This window comes from Chitinophaga ginsengisegetis (assembly GCF_900168065.1).
Taxonomy (GTDB): Bacteria; Bacteroidota; Bacteroidia; order Chitinophagales; family Chitinophagaceae; genus Chitinophaga; species Chitinophaga ginsengisegetis.
In genome coordinates this window covers 563,060-586,859 of the sequence record NZ_FUZZ01000003.1, presented here as the reverse complement: position 1 = coordinate 586,859, position 23,800 = coordinate 563,060, and the positions used below count along the sequence as shown (strand labels likewise).

The window sequence follows — 23,800 nt, the reverse complement described above, 5'->3', positions numbered from 1 at the left end:
TAGTTTGAAGTACTGAAGATAATAAATCAGCTGCGATTCACTTTTCTTAAAAGAAAATGCGCTGTTTCCAACAATACTGGAAACAGCGCATTTAAATATAACGTACTTATTCGGCTGTTATTTCAAGGATATTACTGCTCAGCGACCTGCCATTCCCGGCCACCAGCTGAATACCTTCTTTCATCAGGAAATCGCCACTGTAGAGCTTATCAAAGTGGTATGAAGAATGTGTTCCGGGAAAGAGATTTATTTCGTTGATGCGATAACGTTTTTGAGGATCCAGTCCCTGTAGTTTCACCATTGTGAATACGTCGTTTTTTGCGATGTTCATCAGGTAGCTGAAAACGATGCTTTTCTGCTGATCGTCGCTGGTATACTGGAATACCGCCCTGTTTTCTTTATAGGGAGAAATAAGCCGGTAAAGATTACCATACCACACTATATCACTGATACGCTTATACGTAGTTACGGCATCACGACTGAACTGTAATTCTTTCTCTGTAAAATCATCCACCTTGATATCGTATCCCAGTTTGCCCATCATGGCCACATCGGTCCGGAATTTCAGTGATTGGTTTCCCCAGTTGGTAACATGTGCTGCCATTGTATTGGCCGGGAAGAAGTGGGAGTATCCGTACTGGATATAAATTCTTTCCAATCCATCGGTATTGTCGCTGGGCCAGAATTCGGTGAAATATTTCATGGCGCCATAATCTGTACGTCCGCCACCGCCGGAGCAAAGCATGATCGGCAGGTGAGGATATTTTGCTCTTACCCTGTCGAGTACTTTATATAAGCTGCGGGTATAATCAATAAAAAGATTCGATTGTTTTTCTTTCAGATAAGGAGAATAAGTGTTGGTCAGCATCCGGTTACAGTCCCATTTGATATAAGCGATGCCCGGGTTTTCAGACATGGTTTTGTCTACCACACTATATACGAAATCCTGTACAGCAGGGTTGGTAAGGTCCAGCACCATCTGGTTGCGGTAATAGTTTTCCGCGCGGTTTGGCAGGCGAAGTATCCAATCCGGATGCTTCGTATATAATTCACTTTGTGGATTTACCATTTCCGGTTCCAGCCAGATGCCGAATTTAATGTTTTGTTTTTCTGCTTCCTGTACGAGGTAACCTAATCCATGCGGAAGTTTGGTGGTATTGTGTTCCCAGTCGCCCAGACCCGCATTGTCTGCATTGCGGGGAAATTTATTGGCAAACCAGCCGTCGTCGAGCAGGAACATATCTACGCCCAGTTTTTTAGCACCGCCGAAAAGACTGGTCAGCCGTTGTTCGTTGAAGTCCATCCCGGTTGCTTCCCAGTTATTGAGCAGGGTTAAACGTGGGGTATGTCCATCGAGGATACCGTAGTTGAGCGCCCAGTGATGAAAGTTTCTGCTGGCCTGTCCGGCTCCTTTGGCCGACAGGGTGAAGATGAATGCCGGCGTGGTAAAAACGTCATTGGGTTTTAGCGTATAGTCGCTCGCGTAAGGATTGATCCCGGAATTAACGTGCAGGGTATTATGTTCATCTACTTCAAAACCAAATTTGAAATTTCCGGTCCAGGCCAGTGTTCCGGCCAGTACTTCCCCGTTTTCTTCTTCTGCGGGATGATTCAATGACAGCAGGAACAGCGGGGATTGCAGCATGTTGGCTCTTACTCCCAGTTTACTGTCGAGGATCTTCATCCCGGTAGTAAGATATTGTTCCTGCATACCGGCTTCCTTTGCCCAATCGCCGTGGAATTGTGTTAACCAATATTTATCTGCTTTCAGGTGAAGCATAGAAGAGGCGTATGCGGTTAGTTGTACCGGTTTTTTCTCGTTATGTTTTACCTCTGTCCATGCTTTGATAATATCTTCTTTATAATATGCTTCAAAATGGAGGATAACGGTTACCGGGTATACGGGATCTTTGAGTGTAATGGTAGTAGTAGTGATATCGTCATTTGTTTTTACTGAAGTATGGCTACTGTACTTTAGCTCCAGCGAAGGGTTTCCGTCGTTGTGTACAATACGGATAGCCGGATCCAGCAGGCTTTCCATTCCTGCGGTTACATAGGCTTCCTGTTTTCCCTGTGCAAGGGTGTCGGCTGTGGCTGGCTGTAATTGTTGCCCGAAGTATTGTTGTGTTAACCGGCCTTCGTGGTTAATGCCATACAGGAGGCTGATGTTGCGGGTGGCAATGCGAATATTTTTCTCTTGTGCAGATACCCAGTGGGTTAACAGTATAAAGCTTATGCAAAGCAGTTTTTTCATGCTAAAATATTTACTACGAGGAATAAGCGTACAAAATACAAATAAAAAGGAAGGATTACATGATAATTTACGGGAGAAAAGGTCCCTTTTCCCGCAAAGGCGTTCCCGTGCAAAAGTGAACAAAAGTTGTCCGGTAGCGGACAAAAATTCTCCGTAATGCTGTTGATCATCAATATGTTGAGGTGCGGCATTTTTTTCGCGGGAAGAAGAAACCACTATTCATTCGTTTATGATAAAGAACTACTTTCTGATTGCTTGGAGAAATATGGCGAAGAACCGTTTTTTTGCTGTGGTGAATATCTGGGGATTAGCTATCGGGATCACCTTTGTATTGCTGATTGGTGCGTATACCTGGGGAGAGTACCAGGTGAACCATTTTGTGAAGAACAGCGATCGTATTTTTCTGCTGAGAAGCAAATGGGCAAACCCGGAAACAGGGGTAGAACTTGCAACGTTAGGACCACTAACAAAAGCATTGCAGGACAATTATCCTTCATTGGTAGAAAAGGCTTATGCCCATGATGGGATTAACGTTGTTATTTCAGTAGGAGATAAACACTTCAGGGAAGGGGTACAACCAGGGGATTCTACTTTTTTTGAGATGTTTAATTTCCCGGTTGCCTATGGCGATCCGCGTACAGCAATGGATAAGCCTAATGCAGTGGTGCTCACGGAGAAAAAAGCAAAGCAGTATTTCGGTCAAACGGATGTAGTAGGGAAGTTACTAAGAATACAATCCTTCGATGGCAGGAATGATAATTTTGAAGTGACAGCAGTAATAAAAGATCTGCCTTTTAACACCATCACTAATTTTTTTAAACCTGGTAATGAAATATTTCTTTCACCTGCCAGTATCCGCTATTTCGGAAGGGAGTTTGGATTTACCAGCTGGTTGTCGCCCAATATTGTGGGTTATGTATTGCTGAAGCCAGGCGTTACTGCCGAACAGTTGCGGGGTCCGATAAAAACGCTTTTAGCCACCAATACCACCGCAGAAATTCAACGTACGCTGGAGGTAACACCGGTGGCTTTAAAAGACTGGTACCTCATGATGAATAAAGGGCTGGCAGGAAAAATGATCGCCGTTTTTTCTTTAGTGGCATTGTTTATTCTGCTGATGGCGATTATAAATTTTGTAAACATTTCTATCGGTAATTCTTTAACAAGATTAAAGGAAATAGGTGTACGAAAAGCGATGGGAGGAAAGCGGCTGCAGCTGGTGCTTCAGTTTATCACTGAGTCAGTGCTGATCGTTACGTTTTCTTTTATTGTATCGCTGGGTTTATATTTTATACTAAGACCATTATTTGGTGAGATGATCGGAAAAGATATTCCAGCATTATCTTCTTTTCCTGCCTGGTTTGCCGTGTTGCCGTTGGTCGTTATCCTGTTTACCGGCTTACTCGCAGGGATTTATCCTGCGTTTGTATTGTCTGCGCAACCTTCTGTAACGGCGTTGAAAGGAAAGCTGAAGGATGTAAAGGAGAAATTATTTTTCAGGCAGTCGCTGGTAACGGTACAATTTGTAACGGCTATCGTGGTGTTTATTGCCGCGATTGTAATAGACCGGCAGGTGGCTTTCTTTTTCAATTCAGATCTTGGGTATAACAAAGAGAAGGTAGTAACTGTTGCGGTGCCACGCGACTGGACCACAGCTGGTGTGTCGCATATGGAACGTATGAGGGATGAATTTCGCGCCATGCCGGAAATAAAAGACGCCACCTTTGCCTATGTAATCCCGGATGGAGCAGCCAGCGGAGCCAGCAAGATTTACAGACCGGAAAATGATTCCAGCACTGCTATTTCAGCAGTATCGCTTATTACAGACGAACGTTACCTGGCCACCTACGATATCAAACTGGATGCGGGGAATTTTTATAACGGCACTCCAGGGGATTCTGCAAAAATTGTTATCAATGAAGCAGCCGTAAAGGCATTGGGCTGGAAGAGTGCGGAAGAAGCCATCAATAAGCCGCTGCGGTTGCATAATTTTAGCCCGGTGGTGCATGTGAGTGGCGTTACCCGCGATTTTCATTTTGGCACCCTGCATGACGCTATTACCCCGGTTTATTTTCAACCTGTGCGGGGTGCGAATATATACCGGTATTTATCGTTCCGCTTTAATGCGGGAAATACAACTGCGCAAATAGCAGCATTGCAGCGCAAATGGCGCCAGGTTTTCCCGGATGCTCCTTTTGATTTCAAATTCCTGGATGATAGTATAGCACAGCTATATGATACCGAAACACAGATGCAGAAGGCTGCCAAGGCGGCTACAGTAGTATCGCTGATGATTGTATTGCTGGGAGTACTGGGAATTGTTACTATGAGTATTGCAAAAAGGAATAAGGAGATGGGAATAAGAAAAGTACTCGGTGCATCGGGCTTAAACATACTGCTGCTTTTTATAAAAGAATTTTCAGGAATCATTGTTGTTTCCAACATCATTGCCTGGCCGTTATCATGGTATCTCTTACATGGCTGGCTGATGGATTATGCTTACCGGATCAATATCGGCGTATTACCTTTCCTGGTGGTGGGTGTTACCCTTGCAATACTGGTAGGGGTGATCACAGTAGGGATGACCAGCCGGTTAGTGGCTGTTAACCCGGTAAAGAGCCTGAGAACAGAATAATGTTTATTTTAGTAATTGTTTAAAGAATTACTAAAATGGCCACTCAGATTATCATTGTACTTGTGCTTACGATGTTTATTAACGGGATGACAACCTTATCCTATGCCGTGAGATTGGTGGGCGTAAAAACCGGTAGAATTGCCATTACTTTTTCTTTATTTAATATCCTCGTTCTTTTATCCCGCACCGCCAATACTTTGCAGGCGCCGTTACTGGCCAAAACAGTAGAGCAGGATCTGAAACACGGGGTTTCATCCAATACAGGGATATTCAGGTATATTATCCTGTCGTGTACGATTGGTGCCATACTTGGCGCACTGCTGATCCCTACTTTTCAGCGGTTGCTATCTAAAGCCGTGTCGCATTTTAGTGTGCACAAATCTATTCCCAGGTTGTTTTATGTTGGCTTGTCCGGCGCCGGTATGCAGTTTGTGAAAGAAAGTATGCGGATGCCAACAAAAGAGCAATTTCTGGAATTGCCGGCTCACAGGGATATTCCCTGGCGCATTTTTATTTACAATGTGTTGGCCAGTGCTATCATAACTATTTCAGTTTTATCGTGCGTTTATGCTGCGTATCTGAACCCGGAGTACAGAACAACCGCCAGTAATTTATCCGGTGTTATAAACGGTTTGGCCACGGTATTGATGGTGTTGTTTATTGATCCGCATTTATCTATTCTTACGGATGATGTGGTATTGGGCAAGCTTTCAGAGGGTACTTTCAGGAGATTTGTTTCCTATATGGTAATTGCCCGTATCACCGGAACTTTGCTTGCACAGCTGTTGCTGTTGCCGTGTGCGCAACTAATTGCATGGCTGGCAGAAAAAGTATAGTCTGTTTACAATTGATTAACAAATTTTTGAAATTTTCCGTGTTTTTTTGAAGATGAATTTTAACCCACGGAAATTATTTGTCATTGTTGGTGAACCACATTCAGGCAAAACAAGAACCATTCAATACTTGTTTCAGAGAAAGCAATTTTATCTCTTTAAACAGCCCATAAAACTGGATGCGTTGTGGAACAAAAAATTTATTGTTGTAAATACGCCGGACCCTTACTGCCGGGCAGATGACCAGCTTAACCGTATTAAATCTGTTATACAGTACCATACTGCATCAGATACCTCTTTTCTTTTTAGCCTCAACCTGGTATTGGATAACAGTGCATTTGATATCAGGAAGATCCTGTTATATTTTAATCAGTCTGCTTTTGAGGTTTATTATTTTGTTTTATACTCGAGCTGGTTTGATAAGAAAGTGATAAGAGAGGAGCATATATTTCAGCTGCAACAGCTGGCAGAAAATGGCAGTATTCACCTGTTTGATAGGTTGGTTACCCAATCAGGACTGCGGTTTAACGAGAGGGTGGAAGAGGTGAAAGAGGCTATAGGAAAGATACTGGGAATAGCGATCAATGTAGATCCGCAATGAAAGGGCCGATGGGCGCGACGGTCATGCGGAAAAGCATTGTTATATAGTCAGGATTGGCCCCGGCTATTGTTAATTGTTTAAAAGCAGTCGGATATTTCAGATATTTGTACCAGTAAAGCATTTGAATATGTTCAAGGTGCAATCTTTCCGGCCACACAGGTTGTTACAGGATTTTGTACTTACTTACCTGATCCTGGAAAGTGATTTCCAGGAAGAAGGCTGCCGGAAGATGACCATACTGCCGCATCTTATTCAAAGCATTGTATTTAATATAGGCCCGCCGGATAAGGTTTATGATGTTACCAATAAGGAATATGTGGCATCAGACAGTATTACAGGCCCTAATGATATTGCTTGTGAACGCTGCATATATGCCGGAATGAAAAGCCTGGTGGTAAATCTTAAACCTGGCGCCTGGTTTAAACTCTTTCATATTCCGGCAACAAACTTCACAAATAAAAGCATTGATCTGTCGGTTGCCGGTTCTCAAATACATGAACTGGGAGAGTTGCTAAGGGAATGCAATAATGGCCAGGAACAGGTTGCTATGCTGGAAGCATTTCTTCTCCGGCAGTTATTAAGCGAAAAAAAATATTCCAGAAGTTTAAATGAAGCGATACAGCTGATATATGCAGCAGACGGTAATATTACCATCCGCCAACTGGAGTTGGGAACCTATTTTACCAAACGTACGTTAGAAAGAAACTTCCTGGAACAAACGGGGCTTCGCCTGAAAACATTTTGTCGTATTGTGCGTTTCCGGCGAACGATTGAATACATAGAAAAGGAAAGAAAAACTCAATGGTGTTTATTGGCCAGCAGGTTCGGGTACAGCGACCAAACTCATTTTATCAAAGAGTTCAGGCATTTCGCGGGATGTTTACCACATGAATATCCTGGTTTCCGCAGCAGCCTGGAGCAGGCGTTGGGGATTTAAATTTTGTCACTTTTATCCGATAGTTCCCTTTCTTATTTTCCTAAATTAGCATCACTTGTAATTCCCCGTGTTAGTACGGTTAATCAATGATAATATTGGTTGACGAAGTTGGCCGTATTAATTATGTCGAAAATACATCTTCTGATATTTTTGACCGTCTCCTCGAAATTCCCCGCATTCCTTTAAAGCTGGTTTTATTGACTGCCTGGTATTAGCAATGGCTGATGTTACAGGTAAATATTGCATTCATCAAAACAGCAATCATATGAGTTATACTGAAAATGAAGCAACCAACCGCCGTGATTTTCTCGGGAAAATCATCGCAGGGGCAACGGTGCTTACTATGCCGTCCTTTGTTCCTTTGGACCTGCAGGCGGCGTTCGCCCCCGAAAAAATGAATATCGTTCCCGAAGACGCCGAAGCATGGGTGAACAGAATCAAGGGCAAACACAAAATGGTGCTGGATGTGGTTCGTCCGCACGACATACTGCCTTTTGCGTGGCCCAAAGTGTTTTTACTGACCAATGCCGCTACGGGTACGCCTGAAAAAGAATGCTGTGTGGTAGTGGTATTGCGTCACGACGCGATTCCATATGCCATGAAGAGTGAGCTATGGGAGAAATATAAATTTGGAGAAGTATTTAAAGCAGATGATCCTGCCACAAAGGCGCCGGCAGTAAGAAACCCGTTCTGGCAGCCGAAGCCGGGAGATTTTAAAGTTCCGGGCGTTGGCGACGTAGCTATCGGGATCAATGAACTGCAGGCCAGCGGCGTATTATTCTGTGTATGTAACATGGCGATAACAGTGTACAGCGCAGTGGTGGCGCAAAACATGTCGCTCGACGCTGCAGAGGTCAAGAAAGAATGGATCGAAGGAATCTTACCGGGAATACAATTGGTGCCTTCCGGTGTATGGGCTGTAGGTCGCGCCCAGGAACGGAATTGCGGCTACTGTTTTGCGGGATGAAACAGATTTCTTTCCGGGTGTTGTGGAGCATGGTGTTGCTGGGATTGATACTGGTTGTTATTAAAGTGTTTTTCAGCAACCAGGTTAAACACGAAAAGAAGTCAACAGAAGCGCTATGGCTGGCTCCTGATACGGGTATGATTCCGCATATGCCAAATGGGGCAATGATCCGGTATGGCCGGGATCTTATTGCGCATACTTCTGTATATCTGGGGCCAAAGGGAAAAATTGCGGTCATCAGCAATGGCATGAACTGCCAGAATTGCCACCTGGACGCCGGTACTAGGCGCTGGGGAAACAATTATGGAGGCACGGCATCTACATACCCGAAATTCAGGGAAAGGAGCGGCATGGTTGAATCGATTGCCAAAAGGGTGAATGATTGTCTGATCCGCAGTCTTAATGGGAACGCGCTCGACAGTAACAGCCAGGAGCTCAGGGCTATTATCGCTTACATACAATGGCTTGGGAAAGATGTGCCTAAAGGATACAAACCTCCCGGAAGCGGAATAAAAGAGCTGCCGTACCTCGAAAGAGAGGCCGACACGATAAAGGGCAAGCTGGTATATGTGCAGAAATGCAGTAAATGTCATGGAGAGAATGGCATGGGTAAGCTATCAGCAAGTGCTGTTGAGTATGAATATCCGCCTTTGTGGGGAGAGCACTCTTATAATACGGGCGCCGGCATTTACCGGATATCAAGATTTGCCGGGTATGTAAAAAACAATATGCCGTTTGGCACCGACTATAGTAAAACACAATTAACGGACGAGGAAGCTTGGGATGTGGCTGCCTTTGTAAATTCACAACCACGTCCTGTTAAAAGATTCCCGGAAGACTGGCCAGTAATAAGCACCAAGCCGGCAGATCATCCTTTCGGGCCGTTCAGCGATACCTTTTCCGAGCAACAGCATAAATACGGTCCATTTGGTCCTATTCTGCATCAGAGAGACAAGCAGCACATTAAATAATTCCTCATTCAAATAAAAATATGATCATGAAAAAGTTGTTTGTACTTGTTGGATGTTTGCTGGGATATATTGCATCTTATGCCCAGGCTGATTACAAGGTAATATTTGACATTACCAGTAAATCGGTAGAGGATCATAACACGGTGATGCGACAGGTAAACGGTATCCTGAAAGGTAGTCCGGATGCACAACTGGAGGTGGCCGTTTACGGCGATGCATTGGATATGGTGTTAAAAGATAAATCAAAAATAACACCAGCCCTCACAGAGTTGCTGAACAATAAAAAAGTGAGCGTAAAAGTATGTGGCGCTACCATGAAGCGGAATAATAAAAATGCCAGTGAATTGATCCCGGGAGTTGAAGTAGTACCGGATGCTATTTATGAAATAATCACTAAACAGAGAGAAGGGTGGGGGTATATCAAAGTGGCGCATTAATAAAACAGGATACGCCTGTGGAGGTCAGAGCTCCTGGGCATAGTAAATGCTATGACCCGGTTGGATCGGCACTTCCGGGCATAAAAAAGGTCATCGTGAGATGACCTTTTTTTATTGTGGAAAGGAGCGGGGAGATGGTGAAGTATTTCATCGATGATTTCATCAAATTGTATAAATATCTGAGTCGGAATGCTAGTTGGGCTCTTCAGACGTAATCTTTAATTTATCATAGATTACAGTTGCAGATTTTTTCATTGCGAGCGAGCCATTTCATTAAGAAAATTAGTGAAACATACCTGGCCATCTAAATAATTAGTTTTCATATAAACATGTGTTTTTAACCATATTTCATGAAGGGTAATCAATTTTCATAAATTGGGGATAGCTATATTTAATGAAATAAGATGGTAATCAACAGTTTTTCACAGACAATAACGGTTTTTCAGGAGAGGACTTCGCTGAAAAAAAGTTATTTAGTTGGATATGGAGTTATATTGAAGGCCTGTAATTTAAAGGTTCCACTTCTCGGTATCCTGGCGCTTATCGGCTGGAATTGTTCAAAACATTAGGGGAAAGAGGAAGTATCATTAGAGCGTTTCTAGACAAGGAGAATAAGAAAAGGACGATAAATAAAATTTTATTTATCGTCCTTTTCTTAATGCTATTATGGTTCTAAAAGGTCTGTACTGTACTGTCTGCATTCCATCTCCCGTCAATGCCGACAGAGAGACCAGAAGTATCTGTTGTTATTCCATCGAAAAGATTTCCAGTAAGAATAGTTCTCTTGTTAGCGGTTATTGATATATCGTAAATGTCCTTTTGTGCGAGTACAGTGCCATCCGTTTTGTTACTGGTAAGTTGCATGGTCATTTTTGTCGTATTAGGTAATACTAATACATAAAATTCTGAAGTGAAATTGGTACTTCCTCTGAGAGAATCCGGGATATTGTATACCAGGGGATAATAGATAAATTGTCCCCGTACAGCATAATAGTAACCTCCTGAAGATAAACTTATTCCAGAGAACACATCATTCATGTCCGGTACAGAACTCGACGGAAAGGCGGAGAGCTTTATTGAAATACTCTTGGTGTCAAAAGGAATACGATCTTTAATAATCAGCTTTACTTTAGCGACCACCCGACTGAGAACAACTACCTGATCGATGGACCCATTTACACCTATTTGCATGAATTTGTAGAACGCATCGGTTCCTGGAAGTGTCAGATTAATGAGAGATGGACCAGCCTCAGGAGGATTACTGTAACTCAGCGGAACAGAATCTTTGGTACCCACTACAGATATTCTGTAATCCCCTGCTGGAAGAGAGTCTTTAAATACACCAAAATCCGGATTAGAGGAGTTCTGGGAGACTTGCTTTACAAATGTGCTATTGGAGGTATATATGACCATTACAAGGTGATCAATATATTTCTTCAGTGAATCTCCTGGTTGTTTCTGATTTTGGCCTGAAGAAGAGTTTCTGGCATCAATGTCTCCTATAGATTGAATAAAGTCATTTACTTTAAATGTAACTGCAAACTTTTCGTGTGGATTTGGAGTGGAGGGCTTATCTTCTGATTTTTTACTACAGAAGGTAACCAATACAGAAAACGCAATGAATATCAATGGATTAATTCTTTTCATAAAATATGTTTGATTTTAGGAAAAATGGTAGTATCGTTCGTAGTGCTTAATGCTGAAAAGGTAAGTAAAAACGATTATCAGTCTATTGATGAATTCAAACAAGAGAATTTGAATATTGTTGTTTAAATAAGCGTCAGCATCTCTATTTTTGATTAGGAGGATAGATAGAATGAGAAGAGAGTTTTATCCAGGATAGGGTATTCGTAGGCAAAAAAAACGGAATAATCAGCTTTGATACTGACTATTCCGTTTCTGTGGTGTGAGCCGGGATCGAACCGGCGACACAAGGATTTTCAGTCCTTTGCTCTACCAACTGAGCTACCGCACCATCCGTTTTTTGTTGCCCTCTCTCGTGAGGGGATTGCAAAAGTAATACATTCTTTTGAATTGCAAAATTTTTTTGAGAAAATTTTACGAAATCACTTTTTCACTGAGAATACTGCTCCAAAGTTCATGCCGCCAATGCAGCGACTGACGGGCATATTCAGCAGCTTCGTCCCATTTATTTTTGTCCGTGCCACATAATTCATTGACCATTTGCATGGCCAGTTGACTATGGTGATCACCGTCTACTTCTATGTGTCTTTCCAGGTAATAAATGAAGGTATCCAGCTTGCCCGGAAACTTCTGACCGAGGTCTTTCACCAGTGCGAGGAACATGTCAGGAATCAGGTCTTCCCTGCCGAAGGTAAATACGGCCGCCATAATATGTGCCTTACCGGTAGCAATCACCTCAAATGTGAAGCTAAGAAAGCCTTTTACGGCCTCAGGAAGGGCAGCTGTAGCCAGAATGCTTTGAATGGACTTTCCGGCTTTTATATCGGTTATAATCGCTTCTATGGGGCTGGTGTCGGCACCGGCCTGTTGCATGGCGCGTTCATACAGTTCAAAGTGGCTGCAACGGTTTCCTTCTTTATCCACGTCGCTTTCTTCACCAGTAACAATTTCATTGATCAGATAACGGGTCGCAGCATTGCCCACGGGCACCCAGGGTACATTTACACAGGTGAGTTGTTGCTGCAGTCCTTTCAGTAAAGACATAAAATCCCATACAGCATATACATGGTACTGCATAAAGGTGCGAACATCATCTAATGTTTGCAATTCAGCGTATAACGGGTGTGTTACTACTTTCTCCCTGGTGGAGGCGATGGTTTCCTGTATTTGTTTGATACTCATTCGTTGTAAATATTGTACTGGCAGCCGGCATTAATTGCCGTATACTACCAGGAATTTTATACGCATCAGCTTCAGTTGCTCCAGCGAATAATCATTTTCAATCAGTTCTTCCCTGGCAAGGGCAAGACTGGATGTTTCGCAGCCTTTGAAATACTCCATGATTTCATCCTGTGCATAGTCATCCAGTTCTTCATCCAGGCAGTAATCGATATTCAGTTTGGTGCCACTGGCTACAATGGTTTCCATTTCATCGAGTAACTGGGAGAGGGAAAGCTCTTTATTTTTTGCGATGGTTTCGAGCGGTATTTTCTTATCGATATTCTGGATAATAAATACTTTCATCCCGCTTTTATTCACCACGCTTTTCATAACGAAATCGTCCGGCTTGGTGATGTTATTTTCCTCTACGTATTTAGTGATTACATCCACAAACTGTTTGCCGTAGCGAATTGCTTTGCCTTTGCTCACGCCCTGGATTTTTTCCAGTTCCTGAACGGTGGTAGGGTATTGCGTCGCCATGTCTTCCAAAGAAGTTTCCAGGAAGATAACAAACGGCGGAAGGTTCTTTTCTTTGGATACTTTCTTGCGCAGTTCTTTCAGCATTTCAAACAATGCAGGATCTGCAGATGCCTGTGCTTCTGCTGCAGCCTCTTCTTCTTCATCCAGGGTATCTTCATCAAACTGGTGATTCAGCGCTACCATGATGGAGTATGGCTTTTTGAGGAATTTGGCGCCCTTGTCGGTTACTTTGAGCAGGCCGTATTCTTCAATATCTTTTTCTATGAGCCCTTCCAGCATCATCTGGCGCATCAGGGAGTTCCAGAAGTGCGCATCAAATTCTTTTCCTTCTCCAAACACATCCAGTTTATCGTGGCGGTAGGTGCTGATCTGGGGGCTGGTTTTCCCGGTGATGATATTGATCACATACTCACTGCCAAAGCGCTCTTCGAGAGCACGAATGGCCTTCAGCATGATCACTACCCGGTTCTTGACCTCTATTTTTTCTTTCGGGTTGCGGCAGTTGTCGCACTGTCCGCAGTTTTCCGTTTCGTAATGTTCTCCGAAATAGTGCAGGATAACCCTGCGGCGGCATACGGCGCTTTCAGCATATGCCACGGTTTCGTTAATGAGCTGTGCGCCCATTTCACGTTCGCTGAGCGATTTGTCGCGCATAAGGTGTTCCAGTTTCTGCACATCCTTATGGGAATAGTAGCAGATACAATGCCCTTCCAGTCCGTCCCTTCCGGCACGACCGGTTTCCTGGTAGTAGTTTTCGAGACTCTTCGGGATGTTGTAGTGGATCACAAATCGTACATCGGGTTTGTCGATCCCCATTCCAAATGCAATGGTGGCCACAATTACCTCTGTATCTTCATGAAGGAACATATCCTGGCGCTGTGCCCTGGTAGTGGGATCCAGGCCGGCGTGGTAGGCTACTGCCTTAACGCCGTTGGCTACCAGCATATCTGCCAGTTCCTCGGTGGTTTTACGGTTCAGCGTGTAAATAATACCGCTTTTGCCTTTATGCTGATGAATGAACTTAACAATATCCTTGATGGTTTGTTCCTTTTTGCGTTTTGGCCTGATTTCATAATACAGGTTTGGACGGTTAAAAGAAGAAATAAAGATATTGGCCTTATTCAGACACAGGTTTTTTACGATATCGCTCTGTACTTTGGGGGTAGCAGTAGCGGTCAGGGCAATAATGGGCAGGTTATCACTGATCTGGTCGATCATTTCCTTCAGGCGACGGTATTCCGGCCTGAAGTCATGTCCCCATTCAGAAATACAGTGTGCCTCATCTACTGCAATAAAGGAGATCTCCAGTTCCTTGAAGAAATCCAGGTTTTCCTGTTTGGTGAGCGTTTCCGGAGCTACGTAGAGCAGCTTGGTTTTTCCCGCCGTCAGGTCGGCCCGCACTTTCTTGATCTGCGCCTTAGACAAGGTGGAGTTTAGAAAGTGTGCCACATTATCCTTACTGCTGTAGCCTCGTACCAGGTCTACCTGGTTTTTCATCAGCGCAATAAGGGGTGAAACGATCAGCGCACAACCCGGTCTCATCAGCGCCGGTAGTTGATAGCATAATGATTTACCTCCGCCGGTTGGCATTATCACAAAAGTATCTTTGCCTGAGAGGATGCTATTTATAATTTTTTCCTGATTTCCCTTAAAGGAATCGAACCCGAAGTGTTCGCGTAATGCATCCATCAAACGTTCCTTAACAACAGCCATTGCATTCAAATTTTAACTCTAAAGAACCATCAAATGACGAAATATATTTATATGTTTTTTAGGGGACACGAAGTTACTTAAAAAAGCGCGGAGTATCAATATAAATTACTTAACCGCTCCAGTGCTGGTTAAAAAATGATAAATTTGTAAATCGTCATGAAAAGGAATCAAACTATCAATATAGGACAGGTAGCCAGGCGCACAATTGCGATGGAGGCATCAGCTATTAATGATTTGCAGCATTTTATAGATGCAGATTTTGAAAAAGTTGTTGAAAGGATCGCTCAATGCCAGGGGAGACTCGTGGTAACCGGCATTGGTAAAAGCGCCATTATTGCCCAGAAAATAGTGGCGACATTTAATTCTACCGGTACGCCTGCCCTTTTCATGCATGCGGCAGATGCCATCCACGGAGATCTGGGGATGATCAGAGAGGAAGATGTAGTGATGTGCATCTCTAAAAGCGGCACTTCCGCCGAAATAAAGGTACTTGTTCCCCTGGTGAAGAATTTTGGCAACACTTTAATTGCGATGGTGGGGAATACCAGCTCGTTTTTAGCCCAGGAAGCTGATTTTGTACTCAATACCACCGTTAGTAAGGAAGCCTGCCCTAATAACCTCGCACCCACTACCAGCACCACCGCCCAGCTGGTGATGGGAGACGCGCTGGCCGTTTGCCTCATAGAATGGCACGGATTTACTGCAGCAGACTTTGCAAAGTTCCATCCCGGAGGCGCTTTAGGAAAGAAATTGTACCTTAAGGTCGGGGATCTCAGCAAACAGCATAAAGCCCCGCAGGTATTATCAAACAGCTCATTAAGAGAGGTGATTGTGGAAATTTCATCTAAAATGCTGGGCGTTACTGCCGTAGTGGATGAAAATGGATTACTTCAGGGTATCATTACAGATGGTGACCTGCGCAGAATGCTGGAGAAAGATGTTCCTACAGCAGCTGTAACGGCAAAAGATATAATGTCGCTTCACCCGAAATTGATCCAGCAGGATCAACTGGCCATCAACGCTTTAGAGATGATGCGCCAGCATGATATTACCCAACTGCTGGTAATGGACGGTGAACGGTATCAAGGTATTATTCACTTACATGATTTAATCAGAGAAGGAATTATTTAGAAATGACACAGCTGAACAGCCATTTTTATGTGGCAATAATGGCAGGGGGGATAGGCAGCCGGTTCTGGCCCCACAGCCGCACAGACAATCCCAAGCAGTTCCTGGATATCCTGAACACGGGAAAAACCCTGCTCCAATGGACTTATGAACGCTTCGCGCAGTTCATCCCAAAGGAAAATATATTCGTGGTAACCCACCACCAATATACCAGCAAGGTGAGTGATCAGTTACCTGAACTGCCCACAGCCAATATTGTGAGCGAACCATCCCGTAAAAATACAGCTCCCTGTGTTGCCTATATTTCCCACAAAATCCATAAACAGGACCCGCTGGCCAACATTATCTGTGCGCCGGCAGATCACCTTATCATGGATGGACCGGCGTTTACCAATGCCTGTTTAAATGCGTTGCTGTTTGTACAGAAAAACAGCGCCCTGGTTACCCTGGGGATCAAACCTACCCGGCCCGACACCGGTTACGGCTATATCCAGTTTGAACCACAGCACGTGGCAGATAATGTATACCAGGTAAAAACGTTTACAGAAAAGCCTAACCTGGAACTGGCTAAAACGTTCCTGCAAAGCGGCGATTTCCTCTGGAACGCCGGCATCTTTGTATGGAATGTAAAAACTATCCTGGCAGCTTTTAAACAATATCTTCCGGAGATAGATGAACTCTTTGAACAGGCTACTCCCGCACTCAATACCCCACAGGAAAAAGAGGTAATGGAGAAAGTGTACCCGCAGTGCACCAACATCTCTATTGATTACGGTATTATGGAAAAGGCCAGCAACGTGTATGTGATCCCGTCCAATTTTGGATGGAGTGACCTGGGCACCTGGGCTTCCGCTTATGAGAACCTGGAAAAAGATTACCTCGGCAATGCAGTACAGGGCAAAAACGTAGTAGTGATCGATGCTACCAAATGCATGGTGAAAGTGCCCAACGAAAAGCTGGTACTCCTGCAGGGGCTGGATGAGTTTATCGTAATAGATACAAACGATGTGCTGCTCATCTGCAAAAAAGAAAATGAACAACAGATCAAGGAATATGTAGGAGAAATCAAGCGCAACAAAGGCGAGAAGTTCCTGTAAATATTTTTGTGATTTTTGATATTGAAATTCAGATATTTAGTGGCTGAAAAGATTTTCTTACCAGCAGATGTCTGAATTTCAATATTTAAAAATCCGGTGATGATCTCAAAACTGCCCAATGTAGGCACTACTATATTTACCGTCATGTCTGCCCTGGCAGCCTCCCACCAGGCGATTAACCTCTCCCAGGGATTTCCCGATTACGACTGCAGCGACGAACTGAAAGCAATGGTAAATGAAGCCATGCAGCAGGGGCATAACCAGTATGCTCCCATGCCGGGACTCCCGCAGCTACGCAATGCCATTGCCGCAAAAATCAGTAGTCTTTACCACCAGCAGGTACATCCTGATACAGAGATTACCATTACACCCGGAGGTACTTACGCTATTTTTACCGCTATTGCTACGTGTATACATCCCGGTGATGAAGTGATTATTTTTGAACCGGCATACGACAGCTATATTCCAAATGTATTGGTAAACGGGGGAATACCCGTGTTGATTTCCCTATCGTTTCCTGGCTACCGGATTAACTGGGACGAAGTGAGAAGTAAAATCACATCCCGCACAAGAATGATTATGCTGAATACCCCGCATAATCCCACGGGAAGCATCTTACAGGAAAATGATATGCAGGAACTGGAAAAACTGGTGGACGAATTTAACCTGATTGTACTGTCGGACGAAGTATATGAGCACCTGATTTTCGATGGCGCGCAGCACCACAGCGTATTGCGGTATCCTGCTATTTTCAGGAACAGCTTTGTTACCTTTTCTTTTGGAAAAGTATTTCATAATACCGGTTGGAAAATGGGTTATTGTGTAGCGCCCGAACACCTGATGAAGGAGTACCGGAAGGTGCATCAATACCTTTGCTTTTCGGTAAATACGCCTATGCAGTATGGACTGGCCAAATTCCTGGAAACACCGTCCCATTACCTGGAGCTGCCCGCATTTTACCAGCAGAAAAGAGATTATTTCCTTGAGTTAATGAAGGACACCCGGTTTACCCCGTTGGCCAGCCAGGGAAGTTATTTCCAGCTGATGAAATACGACCGGATATCGGATGAAGGAGACAAGGATTTTGCACTCCGTATGACCAAAGAGTTTGGTGTGGCGGTTATCCCGGTATCAGCTTTTTACCAGGATGGAAAAGATGATCATGTGATCCGTTTTTGCTTTGCCAAAAAGCAGGCTACATTAGAACAGGCTGCGGCGCGATTGCAACAGATATAAAAAAAGGAGGCTGCTGATAACAGTTTGATCAATGCCTTTAAATAATTGATCAAACGTGTCGTCAGAGCCTCCCTCTTTTTTATGAAAAAGCAAATTTATTCTCTTTTATAAAAAGCAGGACGGATTAAACAGCTACGGCTGTTGCTCCTTCCGGTCTGTTATTTTCCAGGATCAGGGTATGCTCCATAAAGCTTACGATCCCTGTTTCTACGTCGTAAATAGCACCGATAATACCCACTTCTCCTTTCTGGATCATTTCACGAAGAATATTGCTTTGTTCCATAATGGCCTGAACAGAGCGTTGTACATGGATAGCATTTACAGCTTCCACAAATTCTCCGTTATGAGAATTACGATCCTGTTTAACAGTTTTCTCTGCAAATACAGCCGGGGCTATTTTATTTAACAGCCCGGTAAGATTCCCCATTTCAACTGAGTCGCAGGCGCCCTTGATAGCGCCGCATTTGGTGTGACCCAATACCACGATGAATTTGGAACCCGCTATTTTGCAGGCATATTCGAGGCTGCCCAGTACGTTATCAGAAATAACGGCGCCGGCTAAACGGATACTGAAAATGTCGCCCAATCCCTGATCAAAGATCAGCTCTGCAGAGGTGCGGGAGTCCATGCAGCTAACGATGGCAGCCATCGGCCACTGTCCGTCGGATGTATCGTTCACCATTTGCAGCAGGTTACGGTTCAGGCGGAGGTTGTCCACAAACCGGGTGTTACCGGCCTGTAGCAGTTCCAGCGCTTTTTTAGGAGATATATTGGCTTGAGATATTTTATTCAGTGTCTTCATTATTGTCATTTTTTGAGATTGAAAAATGAACGGATATTAAGCATGGTATTCCGTTCCGTTTTTTTATTAAAGGCATAGATGCCTTTAATTTAACTGCAGTTCTTTCAGCAACTCTTTATGGTTACCGGAAGAAATAGTGTGTACCTGCGGAGAGTTCAGTCTTGACTGTTCTTCAACAGAAAGGTCTGGCGTGTTTTGAATGTTGTACACGGTTTTAAACCCCGTTAGGATTACTTTGATATTTTTTTGTGGCGCTTTGATGTCTTTGAATTCGCGGATAGTCTGCAATACATCAAAATCGATGTAGGCAGTTTTGTGCGCATCAATCACCAGTGTGATATTTTCCGGCATGTGATCCAGCGTAAGCAGGATGCTGGCTTTGTTCAGGAAAGAAACTTCCTGTGCCAGTTCCAGGCGGATGCTGTCGCCGGTATGGTATTTTTCTTTGCGGAAATAGTAAGAGCTCTTCATATTACCACGTAAAATGGCGAGCACGCTTACCACCATACCCAGCGCGATACCAATCAGCAGATCGGTAAACACGATGGCTACTACGGTTACAACGAAAGGCACCCATTGGTACTTACCGTTTTTGAACATTTCCTTAAAAATGGAAATTTTGCACAATTTGTAACCGGTTACCAGCAATACTGCCGCCAGGGTAGCCAGCGGAATTTTATTTAACAAAACCGGGATCAGTGCTGTACAAACCAGTAATAACGCACCATGCGTCATAGTTGCCAGCTTGGTTTTACCACCGGCATTGATGTTAGCGCTGGAACGCACGATTACAGACGTGATTGGCAAACCGCCAATTAAGCCACTGACCATGTTACCAATACCCTGTGCTTTCAATTCCCGGTTAGGAGAGGTGTAGCGTTTCAGGGGATCGAGTTTATCGGTGGCTTCCACATTCAGCAGGGTTTCCACAGAAGCTACTATAGCAATAGTAATACCGGTGATCCATACATCCTTGTTAGTGATGGCGCTGAAATTCGGGAGCGTGAACTGGTTTACGAAATCACCAAAGCTACCAGCTACAGGTAACGATACCAGGTGATTAGATCCCAGTGCCAGCAACTCACTGCCGGAAAATGCTGTGTTCAGCAATATGCCGGTAATTACTGCTACCAGTGGCGCTGGCACTACATTGAGCTTCGGGATCTTGCTCCAGTACAGAATAATGAAAATGGAGATAATGGTGATCAGTGTTGCGCCAAGACTAATGTGATTAATCGTGGAAAGCAAAGCACTGAAAGTATTTTCGCCATCTACCTGAATAAAGTTGAAATCACCTTCCGAATCGGCATCATAGCCAAATGCGTGTGGTAATTGTTTCAGGATAATGATGATACCAATAGCGGTAAGCATTCCTGTGATTACGTTGGAAGGGAAGTAGTTGGCTACTGTTCCTGCTTTAATTAATCCCAGGATCAGCTGAATGGCGCCGCCTATTACCACACTCAGGAGGAATACATCGAACGCACCCAGTTTGGTAATAGCCACCAGTACAACAGCGGTAAGACCCGCTGCGGGGCCGCTTACACTCAATTGCGAGCCGCTTAAAAAGCCAATCACCAGGCCACCGATGATACCGGAAATCATACCGGCAAACAAAGGAGCCCCGGAGGCCAGGGCTATACCCAGGCACAACGGCACCGCAATGAGGAAAACAACAAGGCCGGCTGAAAAATCGCCTTTTATATTAGAGAATAATGATGTCTGCTTGTTCATAAAATTTGCTTTTCCGTTGAGGGATCGCACTTCCGGATAGCAGCCAATGCTGCAACCGTGGAAGCTACAATGATAGAATAGTACTCCCGTTAACGGCTTAAATACGGATATCGCCTTAATGGATACACGTAGCCCGGGCAGTGTTTGAAAAAATCAGTAATAAATAAATAGAAAAAACAGCTGTTGTAATTACAACTGCAAAACGAAATTATGCGATGTGCATATTGGGAGGAGGGGCATGTATTTCCTGAGCAGGGTTGCTGGGAATATCTTCCATTAAATGATATTGTAAAATACCAAGAATGAGCAATGGATTAAACTGAATTTCATCAAACTGTTTACAGAATTTCAGCTCTTTTGCAATCTTTATATGATCGCCACCACAATCAACCGGGTGTTCTTCCACAATCTGATTATTAAACAGCAGCTTCCCTACTTCCTTGATTGGAAGCAATTGTGACACCATCAGTGCCAGGAGGAATATGCCGATTAATTTCTTCATGTGTATAATACGCTTAATGCAAATGTAATAGAGGATAACCATAAATGGTAAATATTCCCAATTAAAAAAATGTTAAAGGACTTTAACATAAAAAGGCCATGCCGGCTGTAGTTTTCCGTTTATCATGGCTCAAAACCGGTCATCATTATCCTGTCACATCCGTTATAACTGTTTTTTTCCGGAAGAAGCGCATCTGTATTGGATTTTATAGGCTTTACCGGGTAACGTTCTAAACAAGTTATTTTGCTTTCTATGGTATTGTGTATTGCATAGTAGTAAAAGTTTCCTATTTTTGTATCGTAAAGTTGAAAGAATAGCTATCAAATACTTTAATAACTGATCAGAAACCACCATTAGAAAAAAAATTAAAGCTCACTTGCCATGAACATTGATAACACACAATCGCAGATGAGGAAGGGAGTGCTGGAGTTTTGCATATTGTCCGTCATTAAGCAAGGAGAAGCTTACCCTTCAGACATCATCGAAAAGATGAAGGAAGCAAAGCTGGATATCCTGGAGGGCACTCTTTATCCTTTATTAACAAGGTTGAAAAATGCGGAATTGCTCACTTACCGTTGGGTTGAAAGCAGCTCAGGTCCCCCACGGAAATATTTTTCCATGACAGATAAAGGGGAAACCTTTTATAAAGAACTGGAAAGCACCTGGAACGAACTGGCTAATGCCGTGCATCAATTAACACAAAACAGTACACCCCTGTAAAGGAAGACTAACCTAAAACCTAAAATCAACTGGTAATGAAAAAGATAATCAACATAAACCTTTCGGGCCGCCTTATCCCCATCGAGGATAGCGCGTATGAGATACTGAACCAGTATCTCGGGAGCCTGAAGAAGTATTTCTCGAAAGAGGAAGGCGGGGATGAAATCGTGTCTGATATTGAAAGCCGCATTGCTGAAATATTCCAGGATAAATTGAAAAAGGGCGCTCATTGTATTACTGATGAAGATGTGATTGCGGTGAAAGCCTCTATGGGTACGCCTGAGCAGTTCGACGATGCTGCCGGTGAAAGCACCCAACAGCAAAAAGAAGACGATCCCTTTGCAGGATATATTCCCCGCCCACGCAAACGCCTGTACCGCGATCCGGAAAATAAAGTGCTGAGTGGCGTATGTAGCGGTTTAGGCGCTTACTTCAACATCGATCCGGTGATCTTCCGTATCATATTCGCCCTGTTGGCGATTGGGGGCTTCGGTACCGGTATCCTTGTATACTTCATCCTCTGGATAGCTACTCCGTCTGCCGACACGGCAGCGGAGAAGCTGGAAATGAGAGGAGAGAAGGTGGATCTGAACACCATCAAATCTACCATCCAGGAGGAATTAAATCATATGAAAGGCCAGGTGAAAAATGTAGGAGATGATATCCGAAATTTTTCTCAGGGCCGCGGCAAGCAGGTAGGTAGCGATATCGAACGCTTTTTTGTGAGCCTGGCAAGTGGATTAGGTAAAGTGTTGGTAGCTGTTACCAAAGGGTTCTTTTACTTCTTCGCTGTAGTGATGCTGATCTGCCTGATAGTGGCAGGAATAGCCATTGCAGCCACTTCCGCGGCCCTTTTTCCCATCAAGGATCTGTTACTCGGCGCCCCGGTGCAAAGCGCATTGTTGTGGCCTGCAGTTGGATTGCTCATAGGCATCCCGATTGTTGCGCTGGTTATATTCATCATCCGTAAACTCACCGGCGTAAAAGAAGGCAACCGCTATGCAGGTTATACCTTAACCTTCCTCTGGCTACTCGGACTGACTTTCGCCGCCATCATTGCTATATCTTTTGTAAAAGATTTCAGAAGACCGGCAACTGAAACGGAAGCAATAGCTATTCAACAGCCATCGAAAGGTAAGCTGATACTGAAAAGAACACCCGGTATCCTGTCTGAAATCAATGGCGATGACATCAGCTTCTTTGACGATCACTTACTGATCGCAGATGATACCGTGTTGATTAACTACATCCGGATACGGGTTGAAAAAAGCCTGACCGACAGTTTTTCTGTAGATGTATCCCGCTTTTCCAGGGGCCGTACTGTTCAACAGGCAAAAATGCTGGCTCATGATATAGCGTTCCACCTGAACCAACAGGACTCTGTACTGTACCTGCCGGAAGGGTTTTCCCTGCCGCCGCACTCCAAATACCGCGGCCAGCGTGTTACTGTAACCATTAAAGTACCGGTAGGAAAGAATATTGAAATAGACAGGGAAGTATACCGTAACTATGACTTCAGCCGGTACGACCGGAGTGACGATGGCGACTGGGATAACGATTTCGACAATGACCAGCCCGGACCATTGAACCTGAAAATGACCCCCGATGGTACCGACGACATCAACGAAAAGAAACCAGCTCCGGAAAAGGCGAATACCGACTCTTCCAATGAAGGCTACCGTTACAAGGGACCAGCCGCTGAAAACGCAGTGAAAGCGGTAAAAAAGAACCAGCCCATTGAAGGGGATGTATCTTTCCTGGCTTACTCCCTCATTAACATGTTTCACAGTTAATCTATATAAATAATTAATTTTTAAAAAGATAAAGCGAAAACAAGCCCTTGTTTTCGCTTTATCTTTTCCAGCAGATTACCTTTCTGAGATTTTCC

19 protein-coding genes and 1 tRNA gene are annotated in these 23,800 nt (G+C 43.9%); 12 read left to right on the top strand and 8 right to left on the bottom strand.

Features of this window, described 5'->3' with window-relative positions; all coding sequences use genetic code 11:
• Positions 1-106: 106 nt before the first annotated feature.
• On the bottom strand, positions 107-2,254 hold the full coding sequence (locus B5Z18_RS21090) for an alpha-galactosidase (protein ID WP_079471480.1): 2,148 nt from the start codon (positions 2,252-2,254) through the stop codon (positions 107-109).
• A gap of 229 nt (positions 2,255-2,483) precedes the next feature.
• Here B5Z18_RS21090 and B5Z18_RS21080 point away from each other — a divergent pair, with 229 nt between their 5' ends.
• The 7 genes from B5Z18_RS21080 (at position 2,484) to B5Z18_RS21050 (ending at position 9,635) form a co-directional block, all read left to right on the top strand.
• Positions 2,484-4,889, top strand: a complete 2,406-nt coding sequence (locus B5Z18_RS21080) for an ABC transporter permease (protein ID WP_079471478.1) — start codon at positions 2,484-2,486, stop codon at positions 4,887-4,889.
• A gap of 35 nt (positions 4,890-4,924) precedes the next feature.
• Positions 4,925-5,725, top strand: a complete 801-nt coding sequence (locus tag B5Z18_RS21075; RefSeq protein WP_079471477.1) for a lipid II flippase Amj family protein — start codon at positions 4,925-4,927, stop codon at positions 5,723-5,725.
• A gap of 181 nt (positions 5,726-5,906) precedes the next feature.
• Positions 5,907-6,323, top strand: a complete 417-nt coding sequence (locus B5Z18_RS21070; protein WP_133256128.1) for a hypothetical protein — start codon at positions 5,907-5,909, stop codon at positions 6,321-6,323.
• 127 nt (positions 6,324-6,450) lie between these two features.
• The gene (locus B5Z18_RS21065; protein ID WP_079471475.1) at positions 6,451-7,260 is read left to right on the top strand and encodes a helix-turn-helix domain-containing protein; all 810 of its coding nucleotides are present in this window, start codon (positions 6,451-6,453) and stop codon (positions 7,258-7,260) included.
• A 265-nt stretch (positions 7,261-7,525) separates the two neighbouring features.
• Positions 7,526-8,227 (top strand): hypothetical protein, encoded by a 702-nt coding sequence (locus B5Z18_RS21060; RefSeq protein WP_079471474.1) that lies wholly within the window; start codon positions 7,526-7,528, stop codon positions 8,225-8,227.
• The gene (locus B5Z18_RS21055) at positions 8,224-9,198 is read left to right on the top strand and encodes a c-type cytochrome (RefSeq protein WP_079471473.1); all 975 of its coding nucleotides are present in this window, start codon (positions 8,224-8,226) and stop codon (positions 9,196-9,198) included. The genes B5Z18_RS21060 and B5Z18_RS21055 overlap by 4 nt, the downstream gene beginning before the upstream one ends.
• A gap of 26 nt (positions 9,199-9,224) precedes the next feature.
• Complete coding sequence (locus tag B5Z18_RS21050) at positions 9,225-9,635, top strand: DsrE family protein (protein WP_227024449.1); 411 nt, start codon at positions 9,225-9,227, stop codon at positions 9,633-9,635.
• A 672-nt stretch (positions 9,636-10,307) separates the two neighbouring features.
• On the opposite strand, the gene B5Z18_RS21045 is transcribed toward B5Z18_RS21050, so the two are convergent.
• The 4 genes from B5Z18_RS21045 to recQ form a co-directional block, all read right to left on the bottom strand.
• Entirely contained in the window at positions 10,308-11,282 is a 975-nt protein-coding gene (locus tag B5Z18_RS21045; RefSeq protein ID WP_079471471.1) for a FimB/Mfa2 family fimbrial subunit, read from the bottom strand.
• Between the two features lie 255 nt (positions 11,283-11,537).
• Positions 11,538-11,610: transfer RNA gene (locus tag B5Z18_RS21040), tRNA-Phe, on the bottom strand.
• Between the two features lie 83 nt (positions 11,611-11,693).
• Entirely contained in the window at positions 11,694-12,461 is a 768-nt protein-coding gene (locus B5Z18_RS21035) for a DUF3050 domain-containing protein (protein WP_079471470.1), read from the bottom strand.
• A gap of 30 nt (positions 12,462-12,491) precedes the next feature.
• Positions 12,492-14,693: a DNA helicase RecQ gene (gene recQ / locus B5Z18_RS21030; protein WP_079471469.1), complete on the bottom strand. Its 2,202-nt coding sequence runs from the start codon at positions 14,691-14,693 to the stop codon at positions 12,492-12,494.
• Between the two features lie 156 nt (positions 14,694-14,849).
• Here recQ and B5Z18_RS21025 point away from each other — a divergent pair, with 156 nt between their 5' ends.
• The 3 genes from B5Z18_RS21025 (at position 14,850) to B5Z18_RS21015 (ending at position 18,154) form a co-directional block, all read left to right on the top strand.
• Positions 14,850-15,824, top strand: coding sequence for a KpsF/GutQ family sugar-phosphate isomerase (locus B5Z18_RS21025; protein WP_079471468.1), 975 nt, complete (start codon positions 14,850-14,852; stop codon positions 15,822-15,824).
• Between the two features lie 2 nt (positions 15,825-15,826).
• On the top strand, positions 15,827-16,918 hold the full coding sequence (locus tag B5Z18_RS21020; RefSeq protein WP_079471467.1) for a mannose-1-phosphate guanylyltransferase: 1,092 nt from the start codon (positions 15,827-15,829) through the stop codon (positions 16,916-16,918).
• A 99-nt stretch (positions 16,919-17,017) separates the two neighbouring features.
• Positions 17,018-18,154, top strand: a complete 1,137-nt coding sequence (locus B5Z18_RS21015; protein ID WP_079471466.1) for a methionine aminotransferase — start codon at positions 17,018-17,020, stop codon at positions 18,152-18,154.
• A 124-nt stretch (positions 18,155-18,278) separates the two neighbouring features.
• Here B5Z18_RS21015 and B5Z18_RS21010 read toward each other — a convergent pair whose 3' ends face one another.
• From B5Z18_RS21010 to B5Z18_RS21000, 3 genes are all read right to left on the bottom strand, one after another.
• Positions 18,279-18,956: a carbonic anhydrase family protein gene (locus B5Z18_RS21010; RefSeq protein ID WP_079471465.1), complete on the bottom strand. Its 678-nt coding sequence runs from the start codon at positions 18,954-18,956 to the stop codon at positions 18,279-18,281.
• An 84-nt stretch (positions 18,957-19,040) separates the two neighbouring features.
• Positions 19,041-20,690, bottom strand: a complete 1,650-nt coding sequence (locus B5Z18_RS21005) for a SulP family inorganic anion transporter (protein ID WP_079471464.1) — start codon at positions 20,688-20,690, stop codon at positions 19,041-19,043.
• 208 nt (positions 20,691-20,898) lie between these two features.
• Complete coding sequence (locus B5Z18_RS21000) at positions 20,899-21,192, bottom strand: hypothetical protein (protein WP_133256129.1); 294 nt, start codon at positions 21,190-21,192, stop codon at positions 20,899-20,901.
• Positions 21,193-21,573: 381 nt separating this feature from the next.
• Here B5Z18_RS21000 and B5Z18_RS20995 point away from each other — a divergent pair, with 381 nt between their 5' ends.
• Together B5Z18_RS20995 and B5Z18_RS20990 are read left to right on the top strand one after the other, a co-directional pair.
• Positions 21,574-21,912: a PadR family transcriptional regulator gene (locus B5Z18_RS20995; RefSeq protein WP_079471462.1), complete on the top strand. Its 339-nt coding sequence runs from the start codon at positions 21,574-21,576 to the stop codon at positions 21,910-21,912.
• Between the two features lie 35 nt (positions 21,913-21,947).
• Positions 21,948-23,705, top strand: coding sequence for a PspC domain-containing protein (locus B5Z18_RS20990; RefSeq protein ID WP_079471461.1), 1,758 nt, complete (start codon positions 21,948-21,950; stop codon positions 23,703-23,705).
• Positions 23,706-23,800: the final 95 nt, after the last annotated feature.